Genomic DNA, 26,645 nt, shown 5'->3' with positions numbered 1-26,645 from the left:
ATCAATGCGAAACCTCGACGAGAACACCATCACGGATGCCGTTCTTGCACGCCACGAACACGCGCCCGATGAGCGGCTCAAGACGATCGTCACAAGCCTCGTGCGGCATCTGCACGTCTTCGCCCGCGAAGTCGGCTTAACCGAACGCGAATGGGAAGCCGGCATCCGCTTTCTCACCGATGTCGGCCATATCACCGACGACCGCCGCCAGGAGTTCATTCTGTTGTCGGATACGCTCGGGCTGTCGATGCTCGTGACGGCAATGGCGCATCGCAAGCCGAAAGGCTGCACGGAGGCAACCGTTTTCGGTCCTTTCTTCGTCGACAATGCGCCCGAATATCGTAACGGCGACGACGTCGCCAACGGCGCGCGCGGTGAACCGTGCTTCGTATCGGGTGTCGTGCGCGGCCAGGGCGGCGAGCCGGTAAGCGGCGCGCGCATCGAAGTCTGGCAGGCGGACGCCGATGGTTTCTACGATGTCCAGACGAGCGACGCCGACACGCATCGCGCAAGAGGTGTGCTGCATAGCCTTGCCGATGGACGCTATCACTTTCGCTCGATCGTGGCGGAGCCCTATCCGATTTCGCACGATGGTCCCGTGGGACGCATGCTCGAAGCGCTGGGGCGTCATCCCTGGCGCCCGGCGCATCTGCATTTCATGATTACGGCGCCCGGCTATGAACGGCTCGTCACGCACGTTTTCCGCGAGGGCGATCGTTACCTGGACTCGGACGCCGTATTCGGCGTGCGCTCGTCGCTGATTGCGCCCTGGACTCGCCACGAGCGTGGCACGGCGCCCGACGGTACGGTGATGGCGACGCCATTCAGCACGCTCTCATTCGACTTCGTCCTGAGTCAATGCCCATGATTGCCTTCACCTATACCAGCCGGGCCGGCCGCATCGTCTTCGGCACGGGAGCGATCGAGCGCCTTGCGGATGAACTGGACGAACTGTGCATCCGCCGCGCGCTCGTGCTCTGCACGCCCGAGCAGCGCTTTCTTGCCGACCGCGTGCGCAAGCTCGCGGGCGAGCGATGCGCGGACATGTTCGATCGGGCCGTCATGCACGTGCCCGTCGAAATCGCGCAGGAAGGCGTCGCGGCGGCGCTCGCAGCGGGCGCGGATGGACTCGTCGCAGCGGGCGGCGGGTCGACACTCGGACTCGCGAAAGCCATTGCCCTCGAAACCTCGTTGCCGATTATCGCCATTCCAACCACGTACGCCGGCTCGGAGGTCACGCCTATCTACGGCATGACGTCGGCGAGCGAGAAAAAGACCGGCAAGAGTTATCGCGTGCTGCCGCGCACGGTGATCTACGACGCGTGCCTCACACTGACCTTGCCCGCGTCGCTGTCGGCGACGAGCGGCCTCAATGCAATTGCGCATGCCGCCGAAGGGCTCTATGCGCAGGACGCCAACCCCGTGATGTCGCTGTTTGCTGAAGAAGGCATCCGCAGCCTCGCGAATGCGTTGCCGCGCATCGTGAGGCAGCCGGACGATATCGCGGCACGCGAAGCCGCCCAGTATGGCGCCTGGCTGTGCGGGACTGTGCTGGGGAGTGTCGGCATGGCATTGCATCACAAGCTGTGCCACACGCTCGGCGGAATGTTCAATCTGCCGCACGCAGAGACCCATGCGGTGATGCTGCCTTATTCGATGGCGTTCAATCTGCCGGCCGCGCCAGCCGCCCACGAACGCCTGTGCAAGGCACTGGACACCCAGGAACCCGCCGCCGCGCTGCACGACCTTGGCCGCTCGCTTGATGCCCCCGCGTCTCTCGATGTGCTAGGCCTTCGCTCAACCGATATTGATGCTGCTGCCACGGCCGCGATGCAGGCTCCCTACTACAACCCAAGGCCGCTCTCCCGTGAAGCGGTACATCGCTTGCTGGCGTGTGCTTTCGACGGCATACGGCCCGACAGCCGGACCTTCCAGAGCGTATAGCCGCGTCCCTTGGCGAAGCGCGCATCCGCAGATTCTTCCTGCCAACACTGCAACTTTCGATATTTACTTTACATGGACAAACGGGCACTCATCATTGGCGCGACGGGCATCGTCGGCGGCAATCTCGCGCAACATCTACTGGCATGCGGAGGCTGGAACGTAACGGGTCTCTCGCGCGGACGCACCCAAGCGCCCGACGGCGTCGAATCCGTCATCGCCGATCTCACTTCCGCGCAATCCGTTACGGATGCGCTGCAAGGACAGCATTTCAGTCACGTATACTTTACCGCATGGTCGCGACAGGCAACCGAGCGCGAGAACATCGAAGTGAACGGCGCAATGGTCCGTCACGTGCTGGATGCGCTCGGCCCTTCCGGCAAGCTCGAGCACGCCGCGCTCGTTACGGGTCTCAAGCATTACCTCGGGCCTTTTGAAGCGTATGCGCAAGGCAATGTCCCGCTCACGCCATTTCGGGAGGAACAAGGCCGGCAACCCGTCGATAACTTCTACTACGAGCAGGAAGACCGGCTGTTCGAAGCCGCGCGTCGATATGACTTCAGCTGGAGCGTGCATCGCCCGCATACGATCATCGGCTTCGCGCTTGGCAACGCGATGAACATGGGCGTCACGCTGGCCGTGTACGCGACGCTATGCAAGGAAACGGGGCAGCCGTTCGTGTTTCCCGGCTCGGTCGCCCAATGGAACGGTCTCACGGATATGACCGACGCGCGCCTGCTCGCGCGGCATCTCGAGTGGGCGTCCACCTCTCCCAACGCGCGCAATGAGGACTTCAACGTCGTCAACGGCGACGTGTTCCGGTGGAAATGGATGTGGTCCCAGCTCGCGCAGTATTTCGGCATCGAGCCCGCGCCTTTCGACGGTGAGACGCGTCCGCTCGAACATCGCATGCAGGATGCGGGCAGGCAATGGGCGGATATCGCGGGCCGCTACCAACTGAAGGAACCGGATATCGGCAAGCTCGTGTCGTGGTGGCATACGGACGCCGACCTCGGACGTCCGATGGAAGTGTTGACTGACATGAGCAAGAGCCGTAAAGCCGGCTTTCTCGATTATCAGTCCACGCCGGACGCGTTCTTCGCGCTCTTCGATAAACTGAAGCGCGAACGGATCATTCCTTCCTAGCCGTCTGCTCCGGGAAGCAGCGGCATTCGCGCCAGCCTCGAATGGATTGCAGTGGTCGTCTGACGGCTACGGCCGTCTGTCCGAGCAAGCTTTTGTCAACGACTTCGCCGGCGACCTTCCCAAAACCGAGGCCGAGACCTACTTCGCTGTCCAACAGCCGATGGCGGAAGCAAATCAAGACGGCCAGGACAACCGTTGCTGCATGGCGCGACAAGCCGGCATGGTACATCGTGTCGAGCGACGACAGGACGATAAACTCTGAGCTTGAACGGTTCATGGCGAAACGCATGCATGCGCGCACGATCGAGATTCAGGCGAGTCACATCGTGCTCGTATCGCATCCGGCAGAAGTTGCAAACTTCATTATAGAAGCGGCACGTCAGCAGTCGCCCTCTGGCAGTGAGTCGCGTTCGAACACCAAGTGACCAAGATCGGTCTTGAAACATAATAGGCGCGGCGCACTGCACTGACGCATCAGGAAGCCTTTGTGGCTGGAAGTCAAGCTGCATATCTCGTGCTGCAGGGCTCACCTGTCCCAAGCCACTATGATCCCGACGGAATGCGCGTCCCAATACGCGGTGTTGGGGCCAACGCGCGTCCCATCAGGCCCGTCCGAAGAATGTCGATTTTCGTATCTGTTCTTCTGCATTCCAGACGCGCCGTGTCAGCCAATGACCGTATAGTGCGTTGTCCTGGTCTGGCGAATGAGTCATCTCCTGGCTGGCGCGAGCGCCGCAACGGAGTGCTCCCCGCATCGTCTTCTTTAAAGCGCCATCGCGCGCAGGCGGCGCGGTGCAATATCCGTGAAGCGTGTCACGTCGGCCATCACGGCGGGCGCTTCAGGCGACGTAAAAGCCGCATCGACCGATGGTTCGTCGCGAAACCTGCATTCGCAAATCGCAAGCGTTCCGGCCTGCTGCTCGGCGGGGAAAAAGGCCGCGACCCCGACAAGGCCGTGGCGTGACCAGTGATGCATCACAAGGGGCAAATGACGGTCGACGTAATACGCGCGATCGAAGCGTGCACCGGTCTCGCCTTCGTAGGTGACATAGATCGTGACGTTGGTATCTCTCGACATGCTGTTCTCCAGTGACTAAGGCGTGAAAGTTGGCATCGATCGGATGCGTCGCACCGGTGATGTCGCGCGCGGGTGCCGATGCCAGATTCAGGCGGGTCTCGCGGCTTCACCGTTTATCGCGGCGGACCGATCGGCATCGTGACAAAGACCGCGAGAACGCTGCTAGCCTGGGTCGTCGGCCGGGGCGCACGTCTTGTCGCCGTGCGCCGCGCGATGGATCGCATTGACGATGCTCTCGTAGCCGGTGCACCGGCACAGGTTGCCGCTAATCGCGTGACGTATCTCTTCGTGACTCGGCGACGAGTTATACCTCAGGAGGTCCGCCGCCGCGATCAGCATGCCGCTCGTGCAGAATCCGCATTGAAACCCGTTCTCCGCAATAAACGCCTCCTGCAGCGCCTCGATTCCGCTGAGGCCTTCGATCGTCCGCACGTCGTTTCCGGATATCGACGCCGCAAGCACAAGACAGGACTTCCTTACCTCGCCATCGATCAACACAGTGCACGCGCCGCAATCGCCGGTCAGGCATCCGATACGCGTGCCTTTCGCATCGAGCGCATTGCGGATAACCTCGACGAGCAGCAGCCGGGAGTTCACTCGTTCAGAACGCGGCTCGCCATTGAGCGTCAGCCGCACCTCGATCGTTCCTTTCATGTCTTCGTTCCCGTGAGCAGGATGCGCAAATGCCGTTTTACGACGTCCGGCACGATGGCGCGACGATAATCCGCGTCCGCAAGTTCATCGCTCCAGCCTTCGCCGACAAGATCCCGCGCACTCATCGCCGCATGCTCGATGAACGCATCGGGCGCGAGCAACGTCCGTTCGTCGCTCGCGAAGCGGCGATACGCCGGCCGTCGGCCGGCCGCGCCGACGGCGAGTCGCACACTGATCTGCTCGCCCCGATGCAGGGAACACGCGACAGTCACGATGGGCCACGAACTCGCACTCGCCTTGTACTTCTGGTACTCATACGCTACGAGCGTCGTATCGCGCGGCACACGAAGGCCAACGAGAAACTCGTCTGCGCGGCGCGCGGTGCAGAAGGCGTCGATAAAAAAGTCTTTCGCATCGACATGACGCACGCCCCGCGACGAGCGCAATTCGAACTCTGCCTCGAGCGCCGCGAGACATCCCGGTGCGTCGGACGAAGGATTGGCGAAGCTTGCTGCCCCACCGAGCGTGCCCTGATTGACGATCGATGCACCACCCGTGACCTGCGCGGCCATCGCCGCAAGCAACGGCGCATGGCGCGCCACGAGGCGTGAAGCGAGCAATTGCGCATAGGTCGTCATCGCGCCGATGTGCAGATGCGTATCGTCGAGCGCGATTTCATCCAGACGGAGCGCGCCGAGACTGATGACATGTCCGGGACACACGAGATTCGCCGACATCGACGGCACCAGCATCGTGCCGCCGCCGAGCACCGACGCATCCTCGCGAAAGGCGGCTAGCAAGGCAGCCGCTTCGTCAAGGTCCCTCGGTTGGTGAAAATCGAAGTAATGGCCGATCACGCGTGTCCCTCCCTGAGGGACGCCATCACGCGCGCCGGTGTCGCTGGCACGTGTGTGAGGCGCGCATCGTCACCCAGCGCATTCGTCACGGCATTGCTCACCGCTGAGAGCGCACCGCCGAGCCCCGATTCGCCCGCCCCCTTCATGCCGAGCGGATGAAACGGATTTAGCGTCACGCGATGTCCGACGCGAATGGGCGGAAGATCATTAGCGCGAGGCAGTAAATAACTCTTGAAGCGATCGGTAATCATGCGCTGATGTTCATCGAACTTGATCAGTTCCCACAGCGCGGCACCGATGCCCATCACCACCGCGCCTCTTAGTTGCGCTTCGACGAGCGCCGGATTGACCATCGCGCCGCAGTCGTGCACCACGGCATAGTCGAGCAGCCTGCTATTGCCGGTCGCCATGTCGAGTTCGAGCGCCGCGGCATGCACGGAATATGAGAATGTCGGGTACGTGGCGATGCGGCCTTGCGCATCCGGCTCCACGCGTACGTTCTTTGGCGCGAAGCTACGCGTCACTTCGAGCGGCAGCGTCACGCCGGCTGCCACGGTGAATGGCCGCAGATGCGCCCCGAGCGCGAGTTCGGCCACCGCGATCCGCGCGCCGTTCGACTCACGCCATGCGTGGCCGTCGTGCAGCGAAATGTCGTCGGGCGCACCGCCGAGCATGTTGGCGGCGCACTGAGAGAGCCGTGCGCGCAACTCCCGCGCGGCGAGATACGCGGCGGTCCCGCCGTACATCAGCGCACGGCTGCTCGCGTTGCCGGTGCCGAGCGGCGTCACGTCTGTGTCCCCTTCGATCACGCAGACCTGGTCCGCGCGCAGGCCGAGCTCACCGGCAACCATCTGCGCAATGCCGGTATCGCTGCCGCTGCCCGGAGACGTCACGCCCGTCAGCACCTGCACGTCGCCCGACGGCATCATGCGAACGGTGGACGTCTCGTATCCATTTGGGAAGTTACCGGGCCGCGCGCCGCCTTCCGGCGTCAATTCGAACGCAATGCCAATACCGATGCGACGCTCGCTGGTACGCGCCGCGCTTGCGCGCTCCTGCCATTGCTCGTAATCGAACATCGTCAGCAACTGCTCAAGGCCGCCCGGATAGTCGCCGCTATCCACGTTCAGCCCGGACGGCAGCAAACGCGGCAAGGCTTCTCGCGCGACCAGATTGCGCCGTCGCAATTCGACCGGATCGATACTGGTTTGTCGTGCCAGCAGATCGATTGCATGTTCCAGCACGAGGTTGCCGATCTCTTTGCCGTAACCGCGTATGGCTTGCCACGGCGGTTGATTCGTGATCGCCAGGGAGCACTCGACGTCGCAGTGCTCAATTGTGTAGACGGTTGGAAAGACGGCCGGCGTGACCAGCGCCATCGCCCAGCTATGACCCGCGCCGATGATGCCGACATCCACCATGATGCGGTCACGCCAGCCGATGAGCCTGCCTTGATCATCCGCCGCGATCTCGAAGCTGTGATGCTGCGAACGCGCGCCGGCGAGCATGGTTTCGCGCCGTTCCTCGACCCAGGCGACCGGGCGTTTCGTCATCCGGCTGAACAGCGCGACCAGCACTTCTTCGGGATGCCCCGCCATTTTGAGTCCGAAGGTCCCGCCAATGCGCGGCGCGATCACGCGGACCTGTGACTCCTTTACGCGCAAGGCCGCTGCAATCAGCCAGCGGCTCGTATGGGGGTTCTGGAACGTGCCCGTCAGCGTGTAGCGCTCGCCGCGCGCGTCCCATTCTGCGACGTAGCACAGCGTTTCCATCGGTGCACTGGTCGACGGGCCGACTGTCAGTTCCCCTCGTGCGATGTGCGCTGCGCGCCCAAATGCGGCATCGGCGTCCCCCGCACGAATGCGGTCGCGCACAAACAGGTTTGTATCCCAGCCGGGTTGAACCACCGGCGCACCCTCGCGCAGCGCGTCGCATGCGTTCGCAGTTGCCGGTCGCACCGCGTATTCCACGCGAATCTTCGCGAGCGCGGCTTGCGCGTCGTGCACCGACGTCGCCACGAGCGCCGCGACCGGTTGGCCGAAATACGTTGCCTGACCGAGTGCAAGGCAACGGCTCTGCAAAGGACCGCGCGCGCCTTGTGCGGGCAGATCCATGGCAGGCGGCATCGCATCGCTCATGCGCGCTGCGTCCTCTCCAGTGAGACCCGCGACCACACCCGGCATGGCGAGCGCGTCCGACAGATCGATCGAGACGATCGATGCACACGCGTGAGCGCTGCGCAGGATGGCAAGATGGAGCGCGCCCTCGGGAACGAGATCGGCACTGTAATCGACGCGCCCTGAAACGAAGCGCTCTGCGTCCAGACGCGCCACGCTTTCCCCAAGCAGGCTGCCAGGCGAGGCATTCTTGAAGGTCGGTTTCATGTTTGTTGCGCGACGGCCCGATTGCCCGGACCTCGCCGTTCGTTCGTTGCTCATCGGCTCGCCTGGCCACCCACCCGCACGCACAGCATCGCGCATGCGCCGAGCGCCAGCAATGTCGTCATCAGAAAAAGCCCGCTGGTGAGCGTGCCGCTCAGCGTCTTGAGCCAGCCCATCGCGAACGGACTGGCGAATCCGCCGAGCAGACCGAGGCTGTTGACGAATGCGATCGCGGGAGCGGCGGCCGGCGACCCAGCGAAATAGTCGGACGCGAGCGACCACAGCAGCGGAATCGTGACGAACACCGTGGTCGATGCGATCGTCAGCAGCACGATGGTCGCAGTCAGATCATGCGCCAGAAGCGGCAGCAGTGAAAGTGCCGTCGCGCCGGCCAGGGCCGCCAGTGCGCCGTGCCAGCGGCGTTCCAGAAGCCTGTCCGAGTTGCGGCAGATCAGCACCATGCCGATCGCGGCGATGCCGTACGGAATGGCAGAGAGCCAGCCAATGCGCCCCAGGCTCGTCGCACCGGCGCTCTTCAGTACCGTCGGCCCCCAGAAGCTCAACGCATAGGTGCCGCAAATAAACGTGAAGTAGGCGAAGCTGATCACGTACACCTTCGGGTCGGTAATGACCTGCCGAAGCTGCCCGGCATGTTCCGCGCCGGCCTCGTCGCCAGCGTTGCGCAACGCGTGGCGCAAGGTGTCGCGCTCCGGTTCCGTCAGCCATTTTGCCCGCTCGATGTCGTCCGAAAGCGTGAACCACGTCACGATACCGAGCAGCACCGCCGGTGCCGCTTCCACGATATAGAGCCACTGCCAGCCCGCCAGACCTGCGACGCCCGCGAGCCGCGACATCGCCCAGCCCGATACCGGGCCGCCGATCATCCCCGCGATCGGGAAGCCGGTCATGAAGAGACCGAGAATCTGCCCGCGCCGGTTGCGCGGGAACCATTGACTGAGGAAGTAGACAACGCCGGGAAAAAAGCCCGCCTCGAACACGCCGAGCATAAAGCGGAGTACATAAAATGCGGTTGGACTCGATACGGTTGCCATTGCGCAGCCGGTGAAACCCCATAACACCATGATGCGTGTGATGGTCTTGCGGGCGCCGATGCGTTGCAGAAGCAGGTTGCTCGGCACCTCGAACAGAAAGTAGCCGATGAAGAATATTCCCGCGCCGAGCCCGTACACCGCATCGCTGAAGCCGAGTGCGTCCTGCATCTGTAACTTGGCGAATCCGACGTTGATGCGGTCAAGATACGCGATTACATAGCACACGATCAGAAGCGGCACGAGCCGTATCGCAACCTTGAGATAGAGCGCGCGCTGCGAATCTTCCGGGGCCGTTACCTGAGCGGGAGCGTGTGCATCGAGAGTGATTTTGCGCAACATGATGATCCTCTCAATGGGGTTGAACGGAACGGCACGTGAATGACGGGAAGCGTTTCATGAGGCTGTCTCCTTGAGCCTGTCGCGGCGCAGATGGTCCGGCGGCGTCTGCTCTTTCTGGGGGCGCGCCCGAAGGCGGCGGATCGCTCGCATCGAAAACTGATCGATCGAACAGTCAGCACAGTATCCGAGGAGCCAGGTTCCGGTCAACGGAAAACGCGGCTAATCCGCCGGGGATTTTCCCTTGTTGACTGATCGATCAGTCAGGACTAGTATCGGCAGCTGAATGCATCGCCTGGCGAAGAGATGCACCTCGCGACAGGCGTCGGAGTGATTTTTAACCTTCATCAGAGGAAAGAGCCGTGAGCACCTTCAACGAGTACTCAGACAAATTCGAGACCATCCGCATGACACGTACCGAGGGCGTACTGGAGATGCACTTCCACACGCACGGCGAACCGCTGGTATGGAATCTCACAGCCCATCGCGAGTTCGAGCAGGCATTTCTCGATGTAGGACGCGATCGGGAAAACGAGGTCGTGATCATGACCGGCACGGGCGATGCCTTCAGCGGCCCCGCCATTGCGCCCGGCATGCATCAGAACCGCAATTCGATGACGCCCACGATCTACGATCCGATCTACTGGGAAGCAAAGCATCTGCTCATCAACCTGCTCAATATCGAGGCACCGGTGATCAGCGTCATCAACGGCCCGGCCGTGCGTCATGCAGAGATTCCGCTGCTCGGCGACATCGTGCTCGCATCCGACACCGCGGCGATCCAGGACACCGCACACTTCCAGGGAGGCATGGTGCCGGGCGACGGCATGCATCTGATCATGCCGCTGCTGATGGGCCGCGCGCGCGGCCATTACTTTCTGCTGACAGGTCAGAGCATTTCCGCAAGCGCGGCACTTGAAATGGGATTGGTGAACGAAGTGCTGCCCTCGGCCGAGCTTTTGCCGCGCGCCCGTGAACTCGCCAAACTGATGCTCAGGCAGCCCCGTCTCGTGCGACGCTATACGCGCACCTGCCTGAATCACGAACTGAAGGCACGACTGCACGACGTGCTCGGATACGGACTCGCGCTGGAAGGCATCGCCCGTATGAAAGAAGCGGCTGCCTGAACGGGACCCGGCTTCTCACCCGTATCAACTTCACAAATCAAGGAGGCAGCATGACTGTCAGCAGTATTACCAGACCGATCGATATGGTAGGTTCGGTCATCGATGTGGTCGATTCCACGCCCGACGTGCTCGGTGAATCGATCATCTGGGATGAGAAAACGCAGCTTCTCTGGTGGGTGGACGGGATCGGTCAATCGATCCATCGCCTCGACATTTCAAGCGGCGCCAAGAAGAGCTGGCCGATGCAGGAAGAGATCGGCAGCATCGGCCTGCGCGCCAAAGGCGGTCTGCTCGTAGGCATGCGCTCGGGCTTCTACTTCTTCTCGCCCGAAACCGGTGAGCTGACCGAAGTGGCGCGCCCCGACGCCGAGCGCCCGAATAACCGCTTCAATGACGGCAAGTGCGACAGGCACGGCCGCTACTGGTCCGGCACCGTGGAAGCGGCCGCCTACACCCCGCGCGGACGCCTTTTCCGGCTGGATCCGGATCTGAATCCGAAACTCGTCATGGAAGGCATCACCTGCATCAACGGGCTCAGCTTCAGCCCGGATAACCGCCTGATGTACATGACCGATTCGTTCAGTTGCCAGATCGACGTGTTCGACTATGATTCCGCCGACGGCGCCATCTACAACCGTCGCAAGTTCGCTGAAGTTCCGCTCGGACGTGGCATCTGCGACGGCTCGACCGTCGATGCCGACGGGTGCTTCTGGAGCGCGAACATGGACGGCTGGTGCGTCACGCGTTACGACCCGCGGGGACGAATCGACGTGGTCATCAATCTCCCGGTGCGGCGCGTGAGCAGCCTGTGCTTCGGCGGTCCGGATCTCGACACCCTCTTCATCACCACGGCGCGCCGGCGCATGAGTGAGAAGGAACTCGCGCAGCAGCCGCTCGCCGGCAATGTGCTCGCGGTACGTCCCGGCGTAAAGGGACTGCCCGAGCCGGAATTTCTTGGGTAACGGCATGCGCTGCCCGGTATATCGCGTCGCGTGAGGATCGCGATATACTGACTGATCGATCGAATAGTACGGTGAGGGAGTCGCTTAGATGAAGACAGAACGCGAAAAGAAGGCGTCAGCTCGCACCGCCAACGGTGCTCAGGAACCGGACCACGCGCCCGGCACGCGCCTCTCCGCGATCCTGAATGCGGCCGAACGGGTGTTTGGCGAGCACGGCTACGCCGGCGCGAGCATGCGAAACATCGCGGAGGAAGCGGGCGTCGCGCAGGCGCTCGTGCATTATCACTACGCGACCAAGGACAAGCTCTACGAGGCTGTATTCGAGCGACGGTCGTCGGCGATTAATCAGCACCGTGGCAAGCTGCTCGACGCTCTCTTCGCGAGCGAACGCACCGCGACCGTCGAAGACGTGCTGACGATCGCTTTCACCCCGCTATCGGAAATTTTTCATGGCGAAGATGCGGTGAATCTGGCGCTTTACGTGCAACTCGTGGCGTCCGTCAGTCTCGGCAGCGACGAGCGTTCACGTCGCATTCGCGAAACCTACTATGACCCGATCGCGGAGCGATTCATCGACGCCCTGCATACGGTCATGCCTGGCATTGCACGCGAGCAGGCGGTGTGGGCGTATCTGTTTTCGGTGGGAGCGCGGCAGCAAGCCCATGCACTCAATGGCCGGGCGATGAGACTGGGCGCACGGGACCGCGCCAGGAAGTCGACGGCACACTATTCCGACCTCGTGCGCTTCGCGGCGGCGGGCATACGTGAGTTGGTGCGCAACGATACAGGTACGACAACAGGATCGAAAAAGCCACAAGCCCGCGTTTCTAGGTACGCGACAGGTGAAACAACAAAAACGAAACGCCGCAACCTTCGTATACCCACCGACTCATAGCATGAGCCGTCCGAATTGGCTCAACTTAATACACCGGTCGGAGCGTTGCCCCGCCATCTGACGCCGCTCGGTACTTGACAGGAGAAGTACACAATGATGGACCCCAGCAAATCCGATTTGCCGACACAGCAGTTGCTTGAATTTGACAACGTCGCCATCTCAGTCACTGACATCGATCGATCCGCAGACTGGTACGGACGCCTCTTTGGTTTCCGCCGAGGCTATTGCACGTACATCGAACCGCTCGAGGCTGACTTCCAGATACTCGAAAGAGACGACATGCGGATCGAACTTCTCTCGCGTGCGACAACCGTTCGCAATCCTGACGCGGATATCGTGCCCGGGCCACACATCGACCGGACCGGCGCGAAGGCCATCGTTTTTCGCACATTGAGCCTCGACGCCGTCACTTCGCACCTTGAGAACGAAGGCGCAGTCTTCGAATGGAAACTCAAGCCTCTCTCTGGGGATGGCTTGAGATCGACGATGGTTCGAGACCCCGACGGTACGATCGTCAACATCCTGCAGTACCCGTAATATTCGGTCAGTCTGACGCTCTGAGGAATGCTTTCTCGCCGCGAGGCGTGAATGGAACACTGATGCCGAACACGGCACGGAACCGGTCGGGCCTCATCAGATCTGCGTTCCAGGCAACCGACGCGCCGAAATCGTGCCCGACGATGACGGCTTGATCGAGGCCGAGTGCATTCAGTACGCCGACCACATCGCCTACCGTGTGCAGAATTGTGTAGAGCGTTGGATCGTCAGGCGCCGAACTCCTGCCATAATCGCGCATATCCATCGCGGTGGCGCGATACCCTGCCTTCGCAACAGCTCTCATCACACGCCGCCAGCCACGCCAGGTATCCGGGAAGCCATGGCAGAATAGAACGGCCTTGCCGCTGCCAACCTCGACGACATGCAGGTTAATTCCGTTTGCCTGGATAAATTGTTGCTTCATCAATGCTTTCCTTCCGCGCTCGTCGGGTCCGATTCCTCATGTAACCACTCGCGCAAGCGCCGGCCGCGAGGCACGCACCACCATCGCCCGACACGCCTACACCGGCGAAGGCGGCAGGAGCACTACAAAACGCTGCACGCCTGTAGGTTATGAGTTCCGCGATGGGTTTTGGATGAGGTCGACGACACCAGAAATCGAATATTCCGACCGGGAATCAAAGGAGAAGTCAGGTTACATTTGCAGCGACTCGATCCCATCACTTTGGTCGAGAACGGCGGGGCCGCTGTCGATCAGGTCCATCCAGGCACCGTCAGCTTGCCTTCTAAATACGACCGTCGCGATCAGGGTCTGGGGCTGCCGATCCTTCGCACTTAAGGTCCACCGTATGGTTACAAGAGCGATATCATCGACTTGAACAACGTGCGTCTGATGCTGGCGGACGGTGAAGCGACCGGGCGCTAGCAAGCCTGAATAAAAGTCGTGCAACTGCTGGCGGCCGCGGATCTCCTGCCGGACTACAGTCGCAGTCGGTATCAAGACGGCGTGTTCTTCGTACAAGCCAACGAGCGTGTCGATATCGGCTTCCTCGAAGGCTTTGTCGATGAGCGCAATGGCGTGCTCAGGGCTGCGGGCGATCATGCGAGCACCTCTAGTTAAAAAAGATTGATAAGGTCAAGATAAGCCCGTCAGCGTTTTCCTCGACCGGATGGCAGCGTCAATGCGTCTTGCACCAGCGGCATTTGGAAGTTGACGTCATAGTCCGCGCCTGGATTCAACCGGTCGACGCAATACCCTAGGCTGCCAGAGCAGCGGAGGTATTGAAATGAAACAGAGACGGCGAATCTACTACACGAAAAGCCAGGAAGCGGTAATGTGGGAGCGCTGGCGCAAGTATGCCATTCAGCCACAACTGTTCGAATCCAATTACCAGAGATGCCCCAATCGACAGGTTGCGCAGCGGCTTGTACGTAATGGTCGGATTTGTGTTGAGCACGATCAAACTGGCCTTCGCATCAGCGGCTCCTGCAACCGGTAGCACCGGGCGTCCGTAATGTGAACCTACACCGGCGCCTGTCACGGACACCCCGAAAGTCCATAGCGATGCGATCTGATAGTTCACACTGAGGCCTGACGACATGACTATCTTCCGCGAATAGAAATGGCTGTCCGGTGATGGGAGATGAAGCGTAGAACGATCGCGATTTTCCAAGGGGAGAATTCGGGCGTGCTCATACGGAAAACGACTGTTTCGGCGCATACCATCCTTCTCCTGCGTCCTTCGTATCAGACTCGCTTTGAACTGCCCCGGGGCGGTTCAAGACCTAGCCTCGCAAGTGCTCACGAACGCAAACAACCGCATCGCGACGGCGACGAACCGTATATATCCGTTATGGGTGACTGCTTTTGAGGCTAAGGCCTGTCAAGCGGCCTCCTTTCGGACCACAGACTCCTATAGGCACGGCGCCGGACGGAGGCGCGCCGTACCCCTTGCAGGATTACATCGGCGGAACGACGCCGTCCTTCTCGACCACCACGAATTGCGCGGCGTAGCTGCCGCCGTTCGAGGTCGCCACCACGAACACCTTCTTGCCGGCCGTCAGTTCGTCGCGCGTGGCGGGAATCAGCGTCACGACCGGCGCCGTCGGCGGCACGCTGATGGTGTTGCTGCCGCCCTTGTACGACAGCTTCAGATCACGCCCGTTGGTGCCTTCGACGACGGTGTCCACGTTGGCGTTGGTCATCGAGGTGTTGACGCCGAGGTCCCATGCGTAGCGACCTTCCCCCATGCCGCGTGCGGCTTCCGGGAACACCAGCACTTCCTTCGCGGTCAGCTTGCCGTCAGGGCCGGGCATGGCCGCGGCACCAACATACGAGCCCGGCTTGATATCGGCGAGTTGCATCGCCTTGACGCCGTTCACGACGGACTTATCGCTCAGCTGGATCGTCACCGTGTCGCCACTGCGACGATGCACCGTGAGCGTGCTGCCCGTCAGCGACACGATGTCGCCGCGAATCCGTTCCGGCTTGCCTGCCGGTGTTTGCGCGAAGGCTGCGCTGGTGAGCGTGAGTGCGACGAGCGAAGCCGCGAGTTTGAAGCGAATGGCCATGGAAATTCCTTGAGTGTATTGCGGTTAGAGGTATCTGCGGCTTGCGGCTCAGGATCCGCCGAACCAGTTGTAACCCTGGTTTTCCCGATAGCCGCCGGGGAATTCGTTGGTGACGGAGATGGCGAGGATGTGCTTCGGGTTCTTGTAGCCGAGCTTTGTTGGCATGCGAAGCTTCATGGGAAAGCCATACTTCGCGGGCAGGATGTTGCCGTCATAGGTCAGCGTAAGCAGTGTCTGCGGATGCAACGCCGTCGGCATGTCGATGCTGGCCCAGTAGTTGTCGGCGCAATGTAGCGCGACGTATTTTGCAGTTGTATCGACGCCGGCCCGCAAGAGAAAGTCGGAGAATTGCACACCACCCCACTTGCCGATCGCGCTCCAGCCTTCGATGCAGATATGCCGCGTAATCTGGCTCTGCTGCTGCAACGCGTGCAGTTCTTCGAGCGTCCAGATACGCTTGCCTTTTACGAGACCAGTGAGTTCAAGGCGGTAAGTCTGCGCGTCGACCTCGGGCACCTGGTCGATGTCATAGTACGCATTGAACGGAAATGGCCGCGTGATCATCGATTCCGGATAGGTCGGGGCCAGTTCGCGCGGATCGAACAGCAGCGCTTGCGCACCATCGTTGAATGAAGACATCCTGCGCAGCATCGTGTTGACCGATTTGTCGTTATTTAGATCGCAGCCCGACAGTAGCGCGAGTCCGCCCAAGGTCAGGATTCGCTTGCCAAACAGGCGGCGTGCAGACGATTGCAGTTCCTTTTCTGCATCCTTGATGATCGATCCGGCGTCGAGCGGGCGTACGGACTTTCGTGAAGTCATGGCTAGCGGCCCCGGATCATGGCGAGCAACGATCGCGGCACCAGCGCGACCATCACGACGTGTATCGCGAAGAAACCGACGAGCACGCTTATCGCGAAGAAGTGGACGATGCGCGCGTTGTCATAACCTCCCATCAACGTGCGCAGCAACGGCAACTGAACCGACTTCCAGATAGCCAAGCCTGAGAGCACTACGATCCCGATGTCAGCGATCACGACGAGATAGGCAAGCTTCTGTATCGCATTGTATTGGCTGACATCACCATGGCTGAGCTTGCCGCGCAGTGCGGCAACCAGGTCGCTGGCAATCGCGCGAAGGCCAAGGGGGAAGAACTTTTTTCGCAGTCGGGCTGTGACCACGCCCAGAGTCAGATAGGCGACAAAGTTTGCGACCAGTATCCACATGACCGCGAAGTGCCACAGCAGTGCGCCACCGAGCCAGCCACCCAGCGCGATGGACGCTGGAAACCGGATCGCCAGGAAGATGGGCGACGCCTCATAAACTTGCCAGCCACTCAGGCACATGGCGATGACAGCGGCCGCATTGATCCAGTGGAAGATGCGGACCCATACGGGATGTATCGTTGTGTGCGTCAAGGCGACCTCACTGTCGACGGTATTGAAAGTGGAAGGCATGTCCTGCGACTGTTGGCGGCGAGGGGAAACAACTGCGCATCGCGGGCCTGTCCGCGCAGCCCCACCTCGAATCCGGACGCGTAAAAGATTTACCACGTTGCCCGGTCACCGTTTGGATCCGGGTGTCTTGGCCGCCGGCAAGAGTCGCATGCGAGGACGCACAACGGTATCGGACAAATGACCGACCCGGGTGCCCTCTACCCGGACGCTCAAGGCAGCGCGCAAGCGCGCAGGCGATCGATCATACTGGCGCGCAGATCTCACCTCGCGACCGGAACGACGGCTTGCGGACCTCTGCTCAAGGCTCTTCGGCTTGTTCATCGCCGACTCCCCACCGGACAACAATCATCGAGGCGAGATAGCTGCAATCGCCATCTCGCTCTGGTGCAAATGGCGCTGGCGAATCGGTTAGAGTGTCGGGCTGAACGAGTAGAGAGCTGACGATGAGCGAGCCGGAGAGCCTTGAGGAACTGTTCGCAGGCCGTCACTTCGATCGCTAGGTGATTATTCGGTGTGTTCGCTGGTACTTGCGTACAAGCTCAGTCTGCGCGATCTTGTGGCGATAATGGCAGAGCGGGGTTTGTCGCTGGCACACACGACGATCCTGCGCTGGGTGCGACGTTATACGCCGGAGTTCGTCAAACGCTGGAACCGGTTTGGCACGCCGACGGTACGATCATGGCGCGTCGATGAAACGTACCTGAAGATCCGCGGTAGGTGTGTCTATCTCTACCGGGCGGTGGATCGGGCCGGCCAGACAGTTGACTTCATGCTCCGTGCAAAGCGCGACGTGAAGGCGGCCAAAGCCTTTTTCAGGAAAGCCCTCAAGCATCGGGGCCAACCACCGAAGACCATTAAGCTGGATGGCTATGCCGCCTCTCACCGCGCCGCGCGCGAGATGAAGGGCGACGGCCTGACACCTGTAGACACAAAGGTTCGATCCTCGAAAATCTCAATAATCTGATCGAGCAGGACCATCGCAACATCAAGTCCCGGACAAATGTCATGCTTGGTTTCAAACGTTTCAGGAGCGCAGCGATCACCTTGGCCGGCATTGAATTGATGCAACACATTCGCAAAGACCAGTTCAATCTCGCGAAGCCCGGCCTCAAAAAATTCGCATCACCCGTGGTTTGGAATGCGGTGCTGTCAGTTCAATAAGCCATCCTTACCTGCAGAAAACAATCGACCCTAACGATTATTTGCACCAGCCCCCCCGCCACGCGCTGGCCGGCACCGATCTTGGCCCGCGCCTGCAAGGCCACCATCCGTGTCGAGCGGCTCAACATCGCCGCGGTCGTCGTGCGAGAGAGCCGGGCGCGGGGTTCGCCGTCGTTCAGCCGGTTGCGGCTGTTGGCTACAGAGTGGGAACAGTGCCACCGTCGATCCGATACTCGGACCCCGCGATCGAAGCGGATCGCGGGGACGCCAGGAAAGCGATCAAATCGGCAACCTCGTGTGGTGTGGCGGGCCGGCCCACTGGGATTCCTCCCAGCCAATCCATCACAATCTTCTTGCCGCCCTCGTAGTCCGTTCCGGCCTGTGCAGCCATCCGCTCGGCAAACGCTACGGAAGCCTCCGTCTCGATCCAGCCCGGCGCAACGCTCAGCACCCGAACTCCCTTTGGCGTCACCTCTCGTGCCAGCGATTTGCTGTAGGTGGTGAGGGCTCCCTTGGCTGCGGCGTAGGCCGTAGTGGACTCGGGCAGAGGCAGCACGCGCTGGATGGAGCTGACATGGATGATGACCCCCGAGCCTTGAGCCAGCATCGCCGGCAGCAGCGCACGATCCAGACGTACGGCAGGCATCAGGTTCAGGTTCAACTCGGCGAACCAGTGTTCATCGCTGATCGCAGAGAAACCGCCGACGGGAGTCTTCGAGCCGCCGAGCACATTGATCAAGATGTCGACGCCGCCCCAATCCTGCAGGATAGTCTGGGCAAGGTGACTCGTCCCTTCTGCCGTCGACAGGTCGGCAGCTACGTAGGTGACGGCCGCCACCGGCTGCGCTGGCACAGTGCGCGCGGATGTCATCACCCGAGCGCCGGCCTCCGCAAGGGTTTTCACGACGGCAGCGCCCAAGCCCAGCGTGCCGCCGGTGACCACTGCCCGCAGGCCATCCAAGCGAAGGTCGAAGCTCATACCGTGATTTCCAGCGATGCGATCAGGCCGCGTTCCAGACGAAAGCGGTAGGACAGAACGATCGGGCTGCCAGGGAAGTTGCCGGTGACCTTGGCGCGGACGAGGTGGAAGCCGTCCTCCCGCTCAATGGCGAACGGCACGCTCGTCGCGCTGTACTTAGCCGATGCCTCGGCCATGAAGGCCTTGATGGCGTTGATGCCCGTATGGGTGAGACCGTCGGCCTTCATCACGGCCTGCGCCATGAAGCAGTGCGTCAAGGCTTCAGGGCTGTGTTCGGCCGCGAAGTACGCGGCAATTGGCTCAGGAAGGGGCAAGGTGTTCAAGGCTTCGGCTCCATGGGTGAGTAAAGGCCTCAGGATGCACGCCGAACTGAATTTAGAGAATATCCTATAATTTTGATAGGTTGTGTAGAAAGGAATACATAATGCGTGGATCCGACTTTGCCGAGCTGAAGGCATTCGTGGCCGTCGTGGAGCGTCAGAGCTTCGCACGGGCCGCAGAGCATCTGGGCCTGTCGCCTTCGGCACTCAGCCAGACTATCCGTCAGCTCGAAGGCCGCATCGGCGCACGTCTTTTGAATCGCACGACGCGAAGCGTCGCGCCATCGACAAGTGGCGAGCTGCTGTACAGACGTATAGCTCCACTGTTTCGAGAGATGGCTGTTGCAGTCGCTGAGGCCAGTGAGGCGACAGGACAGATGCGCGGCACGCTTCGCATCAACACGCTGGGGATCGCAGCGAGAACCATCATTGCGCCCCGGCTTTCACGCTTCCATCAAACACACCCTGACGTGGTTCTCGACATCGTGGTCGACGACGCGCTGGCCGATATCGTTGTTGACCGCTTTGACGCGGGCATCCGCGTAGGTAACCGCCTCGAGAAAGACATGGTGGCCGTCCGCCTCACGCCGGATCTGAACATGGTTGCCGTGGCGTCCCCAGACTACCTCGCGCGTCGAGGAACACCCAACTCACCTGCCGATTTGCATAACCATACATGCATCAACTGGCGGCTCCAGATGGACGGCAGGCACTATCGATGGGAGTTTAAGAAGCGGGGGCAGCGGCTTGAAGTGGCGGTGGATGGCCCCGTCGTCACCAATCATGCTGACATCGGCGTCGCTGCCGCGGTGAACGGGCTCGGCATTGCCTATCACTTTGAACGAGATGGCGTGGGTGAGCTTTTGGCCCAGGGACGGCTAGTCCAAGTCCTCGCGGACTGGTCAATTTCGCGCCCGGGGCTGTTCCTCTACTATCCGAACAGGCAGCATCGCCCAGCCCTCCTCGGTGCGTTCATCGACTGTCTATTGGATCGAAAACCGTTCGATCGGCCCTAGGCCCTAGGGAGGTGTCGAAGAGCGACGACGTGTCAAGACTTGAACTGTGCACAGACTCGCGCCAAGACACCCGATCTTCCTCCAAGCCTCACTTCACTGGTGGCTTGGGCGTTACCTGCCCTCCCCTCTTGAAACCACGATCTCAGGCTATGAAGGCCTCCAACACGTGCGCGATGGTTCTGGTGCAAATAAGCTCGGCGAATCGGTTAATGTATTCAGCCCAACAATCTGGTGGTCGGTGATGAGCAAGCGCAATGGCCTGGAGGCGTTCTTTGATGGGCGGCATTTTGATCGGGAGATCATCATTCTCCGCGTGCGCTGGTACCTTCGCTACAAGCTCAGTCTTCTGCGCGATCTGGTCGAGATGATGGCCGAGCGCGGCTTGTCGCTGGTGCACACCATGATTATGCGTTGGGTGAAGCGCTTCACGCCGGAGTTCGTCAAGCGCTGGAATCGTTTTGGCATACCCACAGGGCGGTCATGGCGTGTTGACGAAAACTACCTTAAGGTTCGTGGAAAATGGGTTTATCTGTATCGTGCGGTAGATCGAGCCGGCCAGACGGTAGACTTCATGCTCAGAGCGAAGCGCGACGTGACCGCGGCCAAAGCCTTTTTCAGCAAGGCAATCAAACATCAGGGCCAGCCGCCGGAGACGATCACGCTCGATGGATATGCCGCCTCGCACCGCGCTGTGGGCGAGATGAAGGCCGACGGCTTGCTGCCTGAGGACACGAATATCCGGTCTTCGAAGTACCTGAACAATTTGATCGAGCAGGACCATCGAAACATCAAGTCCAGAACGAATGTGATGCTCGGCTTCAAACGACTCAGGAATGCCATGACCACGATTTCAGGCATCGAATTGATGCATCGCATTCGCAAGGGGCAGTTCAACTTCTCCATGCTCGGGCTTAAAGATCCCGCTGCGCTCGCTGTCTGGAATACCGTTCTGTTCAATCGATAAGGTATCCAGATCGATAGAAAAAAACTCAGCCCTGACTAGCCATTTGCGCCAGAGCCTCGGCAAGTATCACAGGCAGCAGTGTCTCGAGTTCAGCCGCGCTCTTCATGGCTCGTCGGTAGCAGGTGAGGCGCGCAACGTGCCGGCGCAACCATCAACTTCGTGCTGCAGTCACAAATTTTCCCGCCGCACGATTTTGGTCGGGTTAATGATTGCAATCGGTCCGCCGCGTGCTGGTCAACGCTGGATGTGCGCACAAGAACTACTGTTCGACAGGATCTGCAACTTGCGCTTCGGCGCATCGCGCTTAACGCAGTACATCGACCACCTGCGCGACAGCTTTCGCTCCTTTTAGCTTAGCTAAACATACAGCCGCACGCGGCAGCGCGGCGGCGATCTTCTGCTCATTTGCTAACCGGCCGTCGCGAGTTGAAACTACGCGTTCAACATAGATGTCCCAAACAAGCGTTCGATACGCATAGACATTTATTGACGAGGGCAAGTCGGTCATTCAGCCCAGCCGATCGCCGCGCGAACTAACACTGCCGCCCCGCGCGGGCGCGTCTAACGCTGTCGCTGTGCGGGTTAATCCCGCCGCCTAGCAACGTTCGCCCAAGCGTACCTTCGTAGTTCCTCGCATCAACCTTCGCGAAACAGAAAGCTATATGCGTTCAACGCCGGCACGCCGCCAAGATGCGCATACAGCACTTTCGAGCCTTCAGGGAACTCACCACGTCTCACTTTATCGATCATGCCGTGCATGGACTTGCCTTCGTAGACGGGGTCGGTCAACACACCTTCCAGCTTTGCGCACAGGCGGATAGCCTCAAGGGTGCCTTCGTTAGGCAAGCCGTATTCGGGACCGCCATACCTTTCGTCCAGCACGATATCGTTCGACGTAATGTCACGTCCCAGTTCTACTTGTTCGGCCGTGTGCCGCGCGATCCGGTGAATCTGCTCACGGGTTTTTTCAGGCTTCGCCGATGCGTCTATACCAATCACGCGATCCGCGCGTCCGTCCGCCGCAAAACCCACGACCATGCCGGCCTGCGTGCTGCCCGTGACCGAACAGACCACCACGTAGTCGAACTTGAAACCAAGCTCCGCCTCCTGCTGGCGCACTTCTTCCGCAAAACCCACGAAGCCCAGGCCACCTAGCGGATGGTCGGAACAACCTGCCGGAATCGCGTAAGGCTTGCCGCCGGCCTGGCGCACGCTTTCCAGCGCGTCTTCCCAGCTCTTGCGGAAGCCGATGTCGAAACCATCCGCAACCAGGCGTACATCGGCGCCCATGATGCGCGACATCTGGATATTGCCAACTCGGTCATACACGGCGTCCGAGTAGTTCACCCAGTTCTCCTGCACCAGCACGCACTTCATGCCCAAGTGAGCGGCAACGGCTGCGACCTGACGCGTCTGGTTCGACTGAATCCCGCCGATAGAAACCAGCGTGTCGCAGCCTTGTGCGATCGCTTCCGGAATCAGGTATTCGAGCTTGCGCGTTTTATTACCCCCGAATGCGAGGCCGCTGTTGCAGTCTTCGCGCTTGGCATAGAGCTCGACCTTGCCGCCAAGATGTTCTGACAGCCGTGCGAGCGGCTGGATCGGCGTCGGCCCGAATGTGAGCGCGTGGCGAGGAAATTTCTTTAGGTTCATGTATCGCTCCGGTGATCAACCAAGTCGTCGCATAGCTTGCGTCGATGAGAAGTATGGTAAAAAACTTTGCCGGAATTTGGGTTGCGAATATATTGTTGTTTGTTTAATTCTCATTGAATGAATGTCTGGCTAACGTAATTACTGTGCGGAGAAATAGTGATGAGCGCAACAAAAGTTCGCACCGACGCGCGTGGGAGCGATCATCCGGGCGTTGAATTGGACCGCGTCGACCGCGCGATCCTCAAGCTGCTTCAGCGCGACGCATCCATATCAAATGTTGCGCTTGCGGCCAAGGTGAACCTGAGCGCGCCAGCGTGCTTACGCCGTGTGGACCGGCTTAAACAAGCAGGTCTGATTCGGGGAATCGTGGCGTTGCTGGAGCCAAAGAAGCTCAACGCAGGCATGATGATCATCATCGGCGTAGTGCTGGATCGCTCTACGCCTGAGTCCTTCGCCGCATTCGAAAAAGCCGCGCAGAAGGTTTCGGGATGCATGGAGTGTCACATTGTGACGGGTGAGTTCGACTGCTTCATGCTGGTACGCACGCGCGACAGCGAGAGCTTTAACCGCCTGCATGCCGAACAGTTGTTGTACTTGCCCGGTGTCCGGCAGGTCAGGACCTTCATGGTCCTGAAGGAAATCCTATCGACAACCAGTTTCCCCATCTAGCGTAAAGCAAACGTTCATCGTGTATCGAAAGCGGGCAACACTGCGCCGGATCGCGATGCTGCGGACCAAGCTCGATGGGCGGCCCTCAAAGCATCCATTACCAAAAATTCGGGCTACTCACGGCAGCTGCCTTATAGGTTATCCCTACCTCCATGTCACGCATGTTATCGAATGAGCACTTCAGCGTTCGACGTTTGCAGCCGTATACCTTAAGGAACGAACAGCGGCAGTCGGCATTTTCGGCGGCTATCTGACTATTTAGTTACTGAGCAAACTGATTATGCCAACATTTATTTCCAATTTGCCCATTGCCAAGCGACTGGGCGCGGGCTTTGTTCTGGTGTTGATCATGTCGATGATCAGCATTGTCATAGGGCTTGCGCGCCTGTCGTCAGTGGCGCGAGCAACCCGCGATCTAGTTGCCAACCCAATACGGACCGAACGGCTTGTCAACGACTGGTCGCGCAATATCAATACCGCCGTCACCCGCACCACCGCGATTGCCAAGAGCACCGACCCAGGTCTTGCCAGTTACTTCGTGGAAGAAGCAAAGGCTTCGTCCAAGGTTTCAGGGGCATTGCAAAATTCGATAGAAGTCTTGATGACCTCTGAAGAGGAAAAGACATTGTTTGCCGCGATTGGCGAACAACGCAAAATCTTTCTCGCTACCCGCGACCAGATCTATGCGCTGAAAAAGGCAGGCAAAGCCGAGGAGGCGAACCAGTTGCTGGAGCAACAGTTTATCCCGGCCGCCAGGCTCTTTGTGGCGAAGGTTGACGCGTTAGTGAAGCAGCAGCGCGATGAAATTGACAGGGTGGCCACGCGGATCCAGGCCAACTACGAATTCAGCCGCACGCTGATGATCGCTCTTGGAGTGGTCAGCCTGCTGCTGAGCATGGTGTGTGCGTGGCTGATCTCCGGCAGTATCACCAGGCCACTGGTAAGAGCCACCGGGGTGGCCCGCCAGGTCGCTGAAGGCGATTTGACCGCCCGTATCGATAACAGCGGTGCCGACGAAGTCGGTCAGTTGCTCAACAGCCTCAGAGACATGCAAACCAGCCTCGTGCGAGTTGTCTCCAACGTCCGTTCCGGCTCAGAAACCGTGGCCACCGCCAGTGCCGAAATTGCCCAGGGCAACGATGATCTCAGCGCCCGCACTGAAAGCCAGGCCAGCGCCCTGGAAGAAACCGCCGCCGCCATGGAACAGCTCAGTTCCACCGTGCGCCAAAACGCCGACAATGCCCGCCAGGCAAACCAGTTGGCCATGAACACATCTGAAGTCGCCATCCAGTGTGGCCAAGTCGTCAATCAGGTCGTTGATACCATGAAAGGTATCAACGACAGTTCCAGCAAAATCTCCGACATCATTGGCGTCATCGACGGCATCGCCTTTCAGACCAACATCCTCGCTTTGAACGCCGCGGTGGAATCCGCCCGTGCCGGTGAACAGGGCCGCGGCTTCGCGGTAGTGGCCAATGAAGTACGCAGTCTGGCCGCACGTTCGGCCGACGCGGCCAAGGAAATCAAAAAGCTCATCAGCGCAAGCGTGGAGCGCGTGGCCGAAGGCTCGGCCCAGGTCGAACAAGCCGGTCTCACCATGACTGAAGTCGTCCGCTCCATTCGCCGCGTCACCGCCACCATGGGTGAAATAGATGCCGCGAGCAACGAACAATCCCTGGGCGTGGCGCAGATCGGCGAAGCGGTCACCCAGATGGACGAGGCCACTCAGCAAAACGCGGCTCTCGTAGAAGAAATGGCCGCCGCGGCCAATAGCCTGCGCAACCAGTCACACGAACTCGTACAGGTCGTCTCGATCTTCAAGCTCAGCAGCGCAGATGTTGCCACGTCGCTGGGTTGAGCGAAATGCGATGACCGTTTCGAGCGCACTGTGATTTCGCCTGAACGGCGAGCGATACATTCGGGATCGCCCCATCCTTCCGGGGCTGGCGGAGAGTCTCTCGATCGACACCGTTGGTCAGGTACACGGGCGGCGTCGGTTCGGTCGATCTGTGCATCTTTTTATTGTGCGAATATTCATTTACACAAAATTTTCGTACATTGCGGGCTCGGCGATATGTCCTAAAGTAAATTTCTAGTATTTTCTTCGCAATGAGATTTCTCGAAAAGTTCTTTACAATTTGGTTCAGAGATGCGCCGTACAGCAACTATCTTCCCTTTTAAGCTGCGAGCGAAAGTCATCGACATGTCGAGAATTCGAACCATGAGTCTCAGATGCTTCCCTCGCTACCTACTTGCTTTCGGCCCTCCATCAATTCATCCCTAATACGGCTGAATGCGCACCTTGCGGGCGAAGTCCAGTGTTCGCAAAGTGTGGGGAACGCTACGCGGCGATGAACGCAAGTCTACTGATCGGCCCATTGTTAATCGCCTTTAGCTTGCGAGGCGTTTTAAAAATAGCTTAGCCTTTCCGGAGGGTGCAATGGGTAGCCTCGATTCGCATGATATGTCGAGCGTGAATTGGGATTGGATACTACCGGCATCGGAATTTACGCAACTGTGCATCGTCGTTGACCAGAGCATTCCGACTCCGGCTGCTCAGGCGCTGGCGAAGCGTTTCTCCGCAGTGCCTCAAGTCTCGCTGCTGCGAATTCCCGAGCCTGCACATCTGCATCGAGAATGGAGTAAATACAGCGAGCACCAGACATCCGCCGTGGCCACGGTGACAGGGGACGCCGCCAAATCGATGCGACCGTTATCCCGAGCAGTAAAACTGTTGCTATGGTCCAGTGCGCCGGAAGAGCTGGATTGGCTCGGCGGTATTTACGGGCAGCCTGTCTTGCACACGCGTTATCGAATAGATACGGACGAGGCGTCGGCTATTCGGTTCGGAATCGAACGAGTCTTTGCTGTTCTCCGCGAAGTCGTAAAGTGCAATGTAGCGACCGGTTATTAACCACATCGGACGTA

The 26,645-nt window shown here is 60.0% G+C and carries 29 protein-coding genes and 1 pseudogene; 14 read left to right on the top strand and 16 right to left on the bottom strand.

Features of this window, described 5'->3' with window-relative positions:
• Positions 1 to 4 precede the first annotated feature (4 nt).
• From B0G73_RS18855 to B0G73_RS18845, 3 genes are all read left to right on the top strand, one after another.
• Positions 5 to 868 (top strand): intradiol ring-cleavage dioxygenase, encoded by an 864-nt coding sequence (locus B0G73_RS18855; RefSeq protein ID WP_106282829.1) that lies wholly within the window; start codon positions 5 to 7, stop codon positions 866 to 868.
• Positions 865 to 1,944: a maleylacetate reductase gene (locus B0G73_RS18850; RefSeq protein WP_106282828.1), complete on the top strand. Its 1,080-nt coding sequence runs from the start codon at positions 865 to 867 to the stop codon at positions 1,942 to 1,944. Before B0G73_RS18855 ends, B0G73_RS18850 begins: the two co-directional genes overlap by 4 nt.
• Before the next feature lie 72 nt (positions 1,945 to 2,016).
• Positions 2,017 to 3,087, top strand: a complete 1,071-nt coding sequence (locus B0G73_RS18845; protein ID WP_106282827.1) for an SDR family oxidoreductase — start codon at positions 2,017 to 2,019, stop codon at positions 3,085 to 3,087.
• Here the strand turns inward: B0G73_RS18845 and B0G73_RS40540 are convergent.
• The gene (locus tag B0G73_RS40540; RefSeq protein ID WP_181196583.1) at positions 3,074 to 3,364 is read right to left on the bottom strand and encodes a hypothetical protein; all 291 of its coding nucleotides are present in this window, start codon (positions 3,362 to 3,364) and stop codon (positions 3,074 to 3,076) included. The genes B0G73_RS18845 and B0G73_RS40540 overlap by 14 nt on opposite strands.
• On the opposite strand from B0G73_RS40540, the gene B0G73_RS41900 reads away from it, so the two are divergent.
• Complete coding sequence (locus tag B0G73_RS41900; RefSeq protein WP_374957020.1) at positions 3,261 to 3,512, top strand: alpha/beta hydrolase; 252 nt, start codon at positions 3,261 to 3,263, stop codon at positions 3,510 to 3,512. The genes B0G73_RS40540 and B0G73_RS41900 overlap by 104 nt on opposite strands.
• 338 nt (positions 3,513 to 3,850) lie before the next feature.
• Here B0G73_RS41900 and B0G73_RS18835 read toward each other — a convergent pair whose 3' ends face one another.
• The 5 genes from B0G73_RS18835 to B0G73_RS18815 form a co-directional block, all read right to left on the bottom strand.
• Positions 3,851 to 4,165, bottom strand: a complete 315-nt coding sequence (locus B0G73_RS18835; protein WP_106282826.1) for an EthD family reductase — start codon at positions 4,163 to 4,165, stop codon at positions 3,851 to 3,853.
• Positions 4,166 to 4,327: 162 nt separating this feature from the next.
• The gene (locus B0G73_RS18830; protein ID WP_258193363.1) at positions 4,328 to 4,801 is read right to left on the bottom strand and encodes a (2Fe-2S)-binding protein; all 474 of its coding nucleotides are present in this window, start codon (positions 4,799 to 4,801) and stop codon (positions 4,328 to 4,330) included.
• 14 nt (positions 4,802 to 4,815) lie between these two features.
• On the bottom strand, positions 4,816 to 5,676 hold the full coding sequence (locus tag B0G73_RS18825; RefSeq protein ID WP_106282824.1) for a xanthine dehydrogenase family protein subunit M: 861 nt from the start codon (positions 5,674 to 5,676) through the stop codon (positions 4,816 to 4,818).
• Complete coding sequence (locus B0G73_RS18820) at positions 5,673 to 8,060, bottom strand: xanthine dehydrogenase family protein molybdopterin-binding subunit (protein WP_106282823.1); 2,388 nt, start codon at positions 8,058 to 8,060, stop codon at positions 5,673 to 5,675. Before B0G73_RS18820 ends, B0G73_RS18825 begins: the two co-directional genes overlap by 4 nt.
• Before the next feature lie 50 nt (positions 8,061 to 8,110).
• Positions 8,111 to 9,448 (bottom strand): MFS transporter, encoded by a 1,338-nt coding sequence (locus tag B0G73_RS18815; protein ID WP_106282822.1) that lies wholly within the window; start codon positions 9,446 to 9,448, stop codon positions 8,111 to 8,113.
• 359 nt (positions 9,449 to 9,807) lie between these two features.
• On the opposite strand from B0G73_RS18815, the gene B0G73_RS18810 reads away from it, so the two are divergent.
• The 4 genes from B0G73_RS18810 to B0G73_RS18795 all read left to right on the top strand — a co-directional run bounded on the left by B0G73_RS18810 (position 9,808) and on the right by B0G73_RS18795 (position 12,966).
• Complete coding sequence (locus B0G73_RS18810) at positions 9,808 to 10,572, top strand: enoyl-CoA hydratase/isomerase family protein (protein ID WP_106282821.1); 765 nt, start codon at positions 9,808 to 9,810, stop codon at positions 10,570 to 10,572.
• Positions 10,573 to 10,622: 50 nt separating this feature from the next.
• Entirely contained in the window at positions 10,623 to 11,534 is a 912-nt protein-coding gene (locus tag B0G73_RS18805) for an SMP-30/gluconolactonase/LRE family protein (RefSeq protein ID WP_106282820.1), read from the top strand.
• Positions 11,535 to 11,622: 88 nt separating this feature from the next.
• Positions 11,623 to 12,429 (top strand): TetR/AcrR family transcriptional regulator, encoded by an 807-nt coding sequence (locus tag B0G73_RS18800; RefSeq protein ID WP_106282819.1) that lies wholly within the window; start codon positions 11,623 to 11,625, stop codon positions 12,427 to 12,429.
• Between the two features lie 93 nt (positions 12,430 to 12,522).
• A complete protein-coding gene (locus B0G73_RS18795; RefSeq protein ID WP_106282818.1) occupies positions 12,523 to 12,966 on the top strand; it encodes a VOC family protein in 444 nt (147 codons plus the stop codon).
• Between the two features lie 7 nt (positions 12,967 to 12,973).
• Here B0G73_RS18795 and B0G73_RS18790 read toward each other — a convergent pair whose 3' ends face one another.
• The 6 genes from B0G73_RS18790 to B0G73_RS18770 all read right to left on the bottom strand — a co-directional run bounded on the left by B0G73_RS18790 (position 12,974) and on the right by B0G73_RS18770 (position 16,955).
• Positions 12,974 to 13,390 (bottom strand): alpha/beta fold hydrolase, encoded by a 417-nt coding sequence (locus B0G73_RS18790; protein ID WP_106282817.1) that lies wholly within the window; start codon positions 13,388 to 13,390, stop codon positions 12,974 to 12,976.
• 231 nt (positions 13,391 to 13,621) lie between these two features.
• Positions 13,622 to 14,029, bottom strand: a complete 408-nt coding sequence (locus B0G73_RS18785) for a nuclear transport factor 2 family protein (protein ID WP_106282816.1) — start codon at positions 14,027 to 14,029, stop codon at positions 13,622 to 13,624.
• Positions 14,030 to 14,183: 154 nt separating this feature from the next.
• A complete protein-coding gene (locus B0G73_RS40055; protein ID WP_181196582.1) occupies positions 14,184 to 14,648 on the bottom strand; it encodes a hypothetical protein in 465 nt (154 codons plus the stop codon).
• A 238-nt stretch (positions 14,649 to 14,886) separates the two neighbouring features.
• Positions 14,887 to 15,498 carry a DUF5666 domain-containing protein gene (locus B0G73_RS18780; RefSeq protein WP_106282815.1) on the bottom strand — a complete coding sequence of 204 codons (612 nt, stop codon included), beginning with the start codon at positions 15,496 to 15,498 and terminating at the stop codon, positions 14,887 to 14,889.
• Between the two features lie 48 nt (positions 15,499 to 15,546).
• The gene (locus B0G73_RS18775; protein ID WP_106282814.1) at positions 15,547 to 16,320 is read right to left on the bottom strand and encodes a molybdopterin-dependent oxidoreductase; all 774 of its coding nucleotides are present in this window, start codon (positions 16,318 to 16,320) and stop codon (positions 15,547 to 15,549) included.
• Between the two features lie 2 nt (positions 16,321 to 16,322).
• A complete protein-coding gene (locus B0G73_RS18770; protein ID WP_258193362.1) occupies positions 16,323 to 16,955 on the bottom strand; it encodes a cytochrome b/b6 domain-containing protein in 633 nt (210 codons plus the stop codon).
• Between the two features lie 500 nt (positions 16,956 to 17,455).
• Between B0G73_RS18770 and B0G73_RS18765 the strand changes: the two are divergent.
• Positions 17,456 to 18,116, top strand: a pseudogene (locus B0G73_RS18765) (IS6 family transposase).
• A gap of 196 nt (positions 18,117 to 18,312) precedes the next feature.
• Here B0G73_RS18765 and B0G73_RS18760 read toward each other — a convergent pair.
• Positions 18,313 to 19,095, bottom strand: coding sequence for an SDR family oxidoreductase (locus tag B0G73_RS18760; protein WP_106282813.1), 783 nt, complete (start codon positions 19,093 to 19,095; stop codon positions 18,313 to 18,315).
• Positions 19,092 to 19,418 carry a nuclear transport factor 2 family protein gene (locus B0G73_RS18755; protein ID WP_106282812.1) on the bottom strand — a complete coding sequence of 109 codons (327 nt, stop codon included), beginning with the start codon at positions 19,416 to 19,418 and terminating at the stop codon, positions 19,092 to 19,094. Before B0G73_RS18755 ends, B0G73_RS18760 begins: the two co-directional genes overlap by 4 nt.
• A 101-nt stretch (positions 19,419 to 19,519) precedes the next feature.
• On the opposite strand from B0G73_RS18755, the gene B0G73_RS18750 reads away from it, so the two are divergent.
• Together B0G73_RS18750 and B0G73_RS18745 are read left to right on the top strand one after the other, a co-directional pair.
• On the top strand, positions 19,520 to 20,431 hold the full coding sequence (locus B0G73_RS18750; protein ID WP_106282811.1) for a LysR family transcriptional regulator: 912 nt from the start codon (positions 19,520 to 19,522) through the stop codon (positions 20,429 to 20,431).
• Positions 20,432 to 20,672: 241 nt separating this feature from the next.
• Positions 20,673 to 21,395: an IS6 family transposase gene (locus tag B0G73_RS18745; RefSeq protein WP_106282810.1), complete on the top strand. Its 723-nt coding sequence runs from the start codon at positions 20,673 to 20,675 to the stop codon at positions 21,393 to 21,395.
• Positions 21,396 to 21,699: 304 nt separating this feature from the next.
• On the opposite strand, the gene B0G73_RS18740 is transcribed toward B0G73_RS18745, so the two are convergent.
• Together B0G73_RS18740 and B0G73_RS18735 are read right to left on the bottom strand one after the other, a co-directional pair.
• Positions 21,700 to 21,903, bottom strand: coding sequence for a hypothetical protein (locus B0G73_RS18740; RefSeq protein ID WP_258193361.1), 204 nt, complete (start codon positions 21,901 to 21,903; stop codon positions 21,700 to 21,702).
• Positions 21,904 to 22,031: 128 nt separating this feature from the next.
• Entirely contained in the window at positions 22,032 to 23,048 is a 1,017-nt protein-coding gene (locus B0G73_RS18735; RefSeq protein ID WP_106282809.1) for a 1-aminocyclopropane-1-carboxylate deaminase, read from the bottom strand.
• 159 nt (positions 23,049 to 23,207) lie between these two features.
• Between B0G73_RS18735 and B0G73_RS18730 the strand changes: the two genes are divergently transcribed.
• From B0G73_RS18730 to B0G73_RS18720, 3 genes are all read left to right on the top strand, one after another.
• Positions 23,208 to 23,717, top strand: a complete 510-nt coding sequence (locus B0G73_RS18730) for an Lrp/AsnC family transcriptional regulator (RefSeq protein ID WP_106282808.1) — start codon at positions 23,208 to 23,210, stop codon at positions 23,715 to 23,717.
• Between the two features lie 280 nt (positions 23,718 to 23,997).
• Positions 23,998 to 25,575 carry a methyl-accepting chemotaxis protein gene (locus tag B0G73_RS18725; RefSeq protein ID WP_106282807.1) on the top strand — a complete coding sequence of 526 codons (1,578 nt, stop codon included), beginning with the start codon at positions 23,998 to 24,000 and terminating at the stop codon, positions 25,573 to 25,575.
• Between the two features lie 582 nt (positions 25,576 to 26,157).
• The gene (locus B0G73_RS18720; protein ID WP_106282806.1) at positions 26,158 to 26,631 is read left to right on the top strand and encodes a hypothetical protein; all 474 of its coding nucleotides are present in this window, start codon (positions 26,158 to 26,160) and stop codon (positions 26,629 to 26,631) included.
• The last annotated feature ends 14 nt before the right edge of the window (positions 26,632 to 26,645 follow it).

The organism is Paraburkholderia sp. BL25I1N1, assembly GCF_003002025.1.
In the GTDB taxonomy this organism is placed as follows: Bacteria; Pseudomonadota; Gammaproteobacteria; order Burkholderiales; family Burkholderiaceae; genus Paraburkholderia.
Note: the sequence above shows the minus strand (reverse complement) of the source record. Positions and strands in the feature narration are given on the sequence as shown.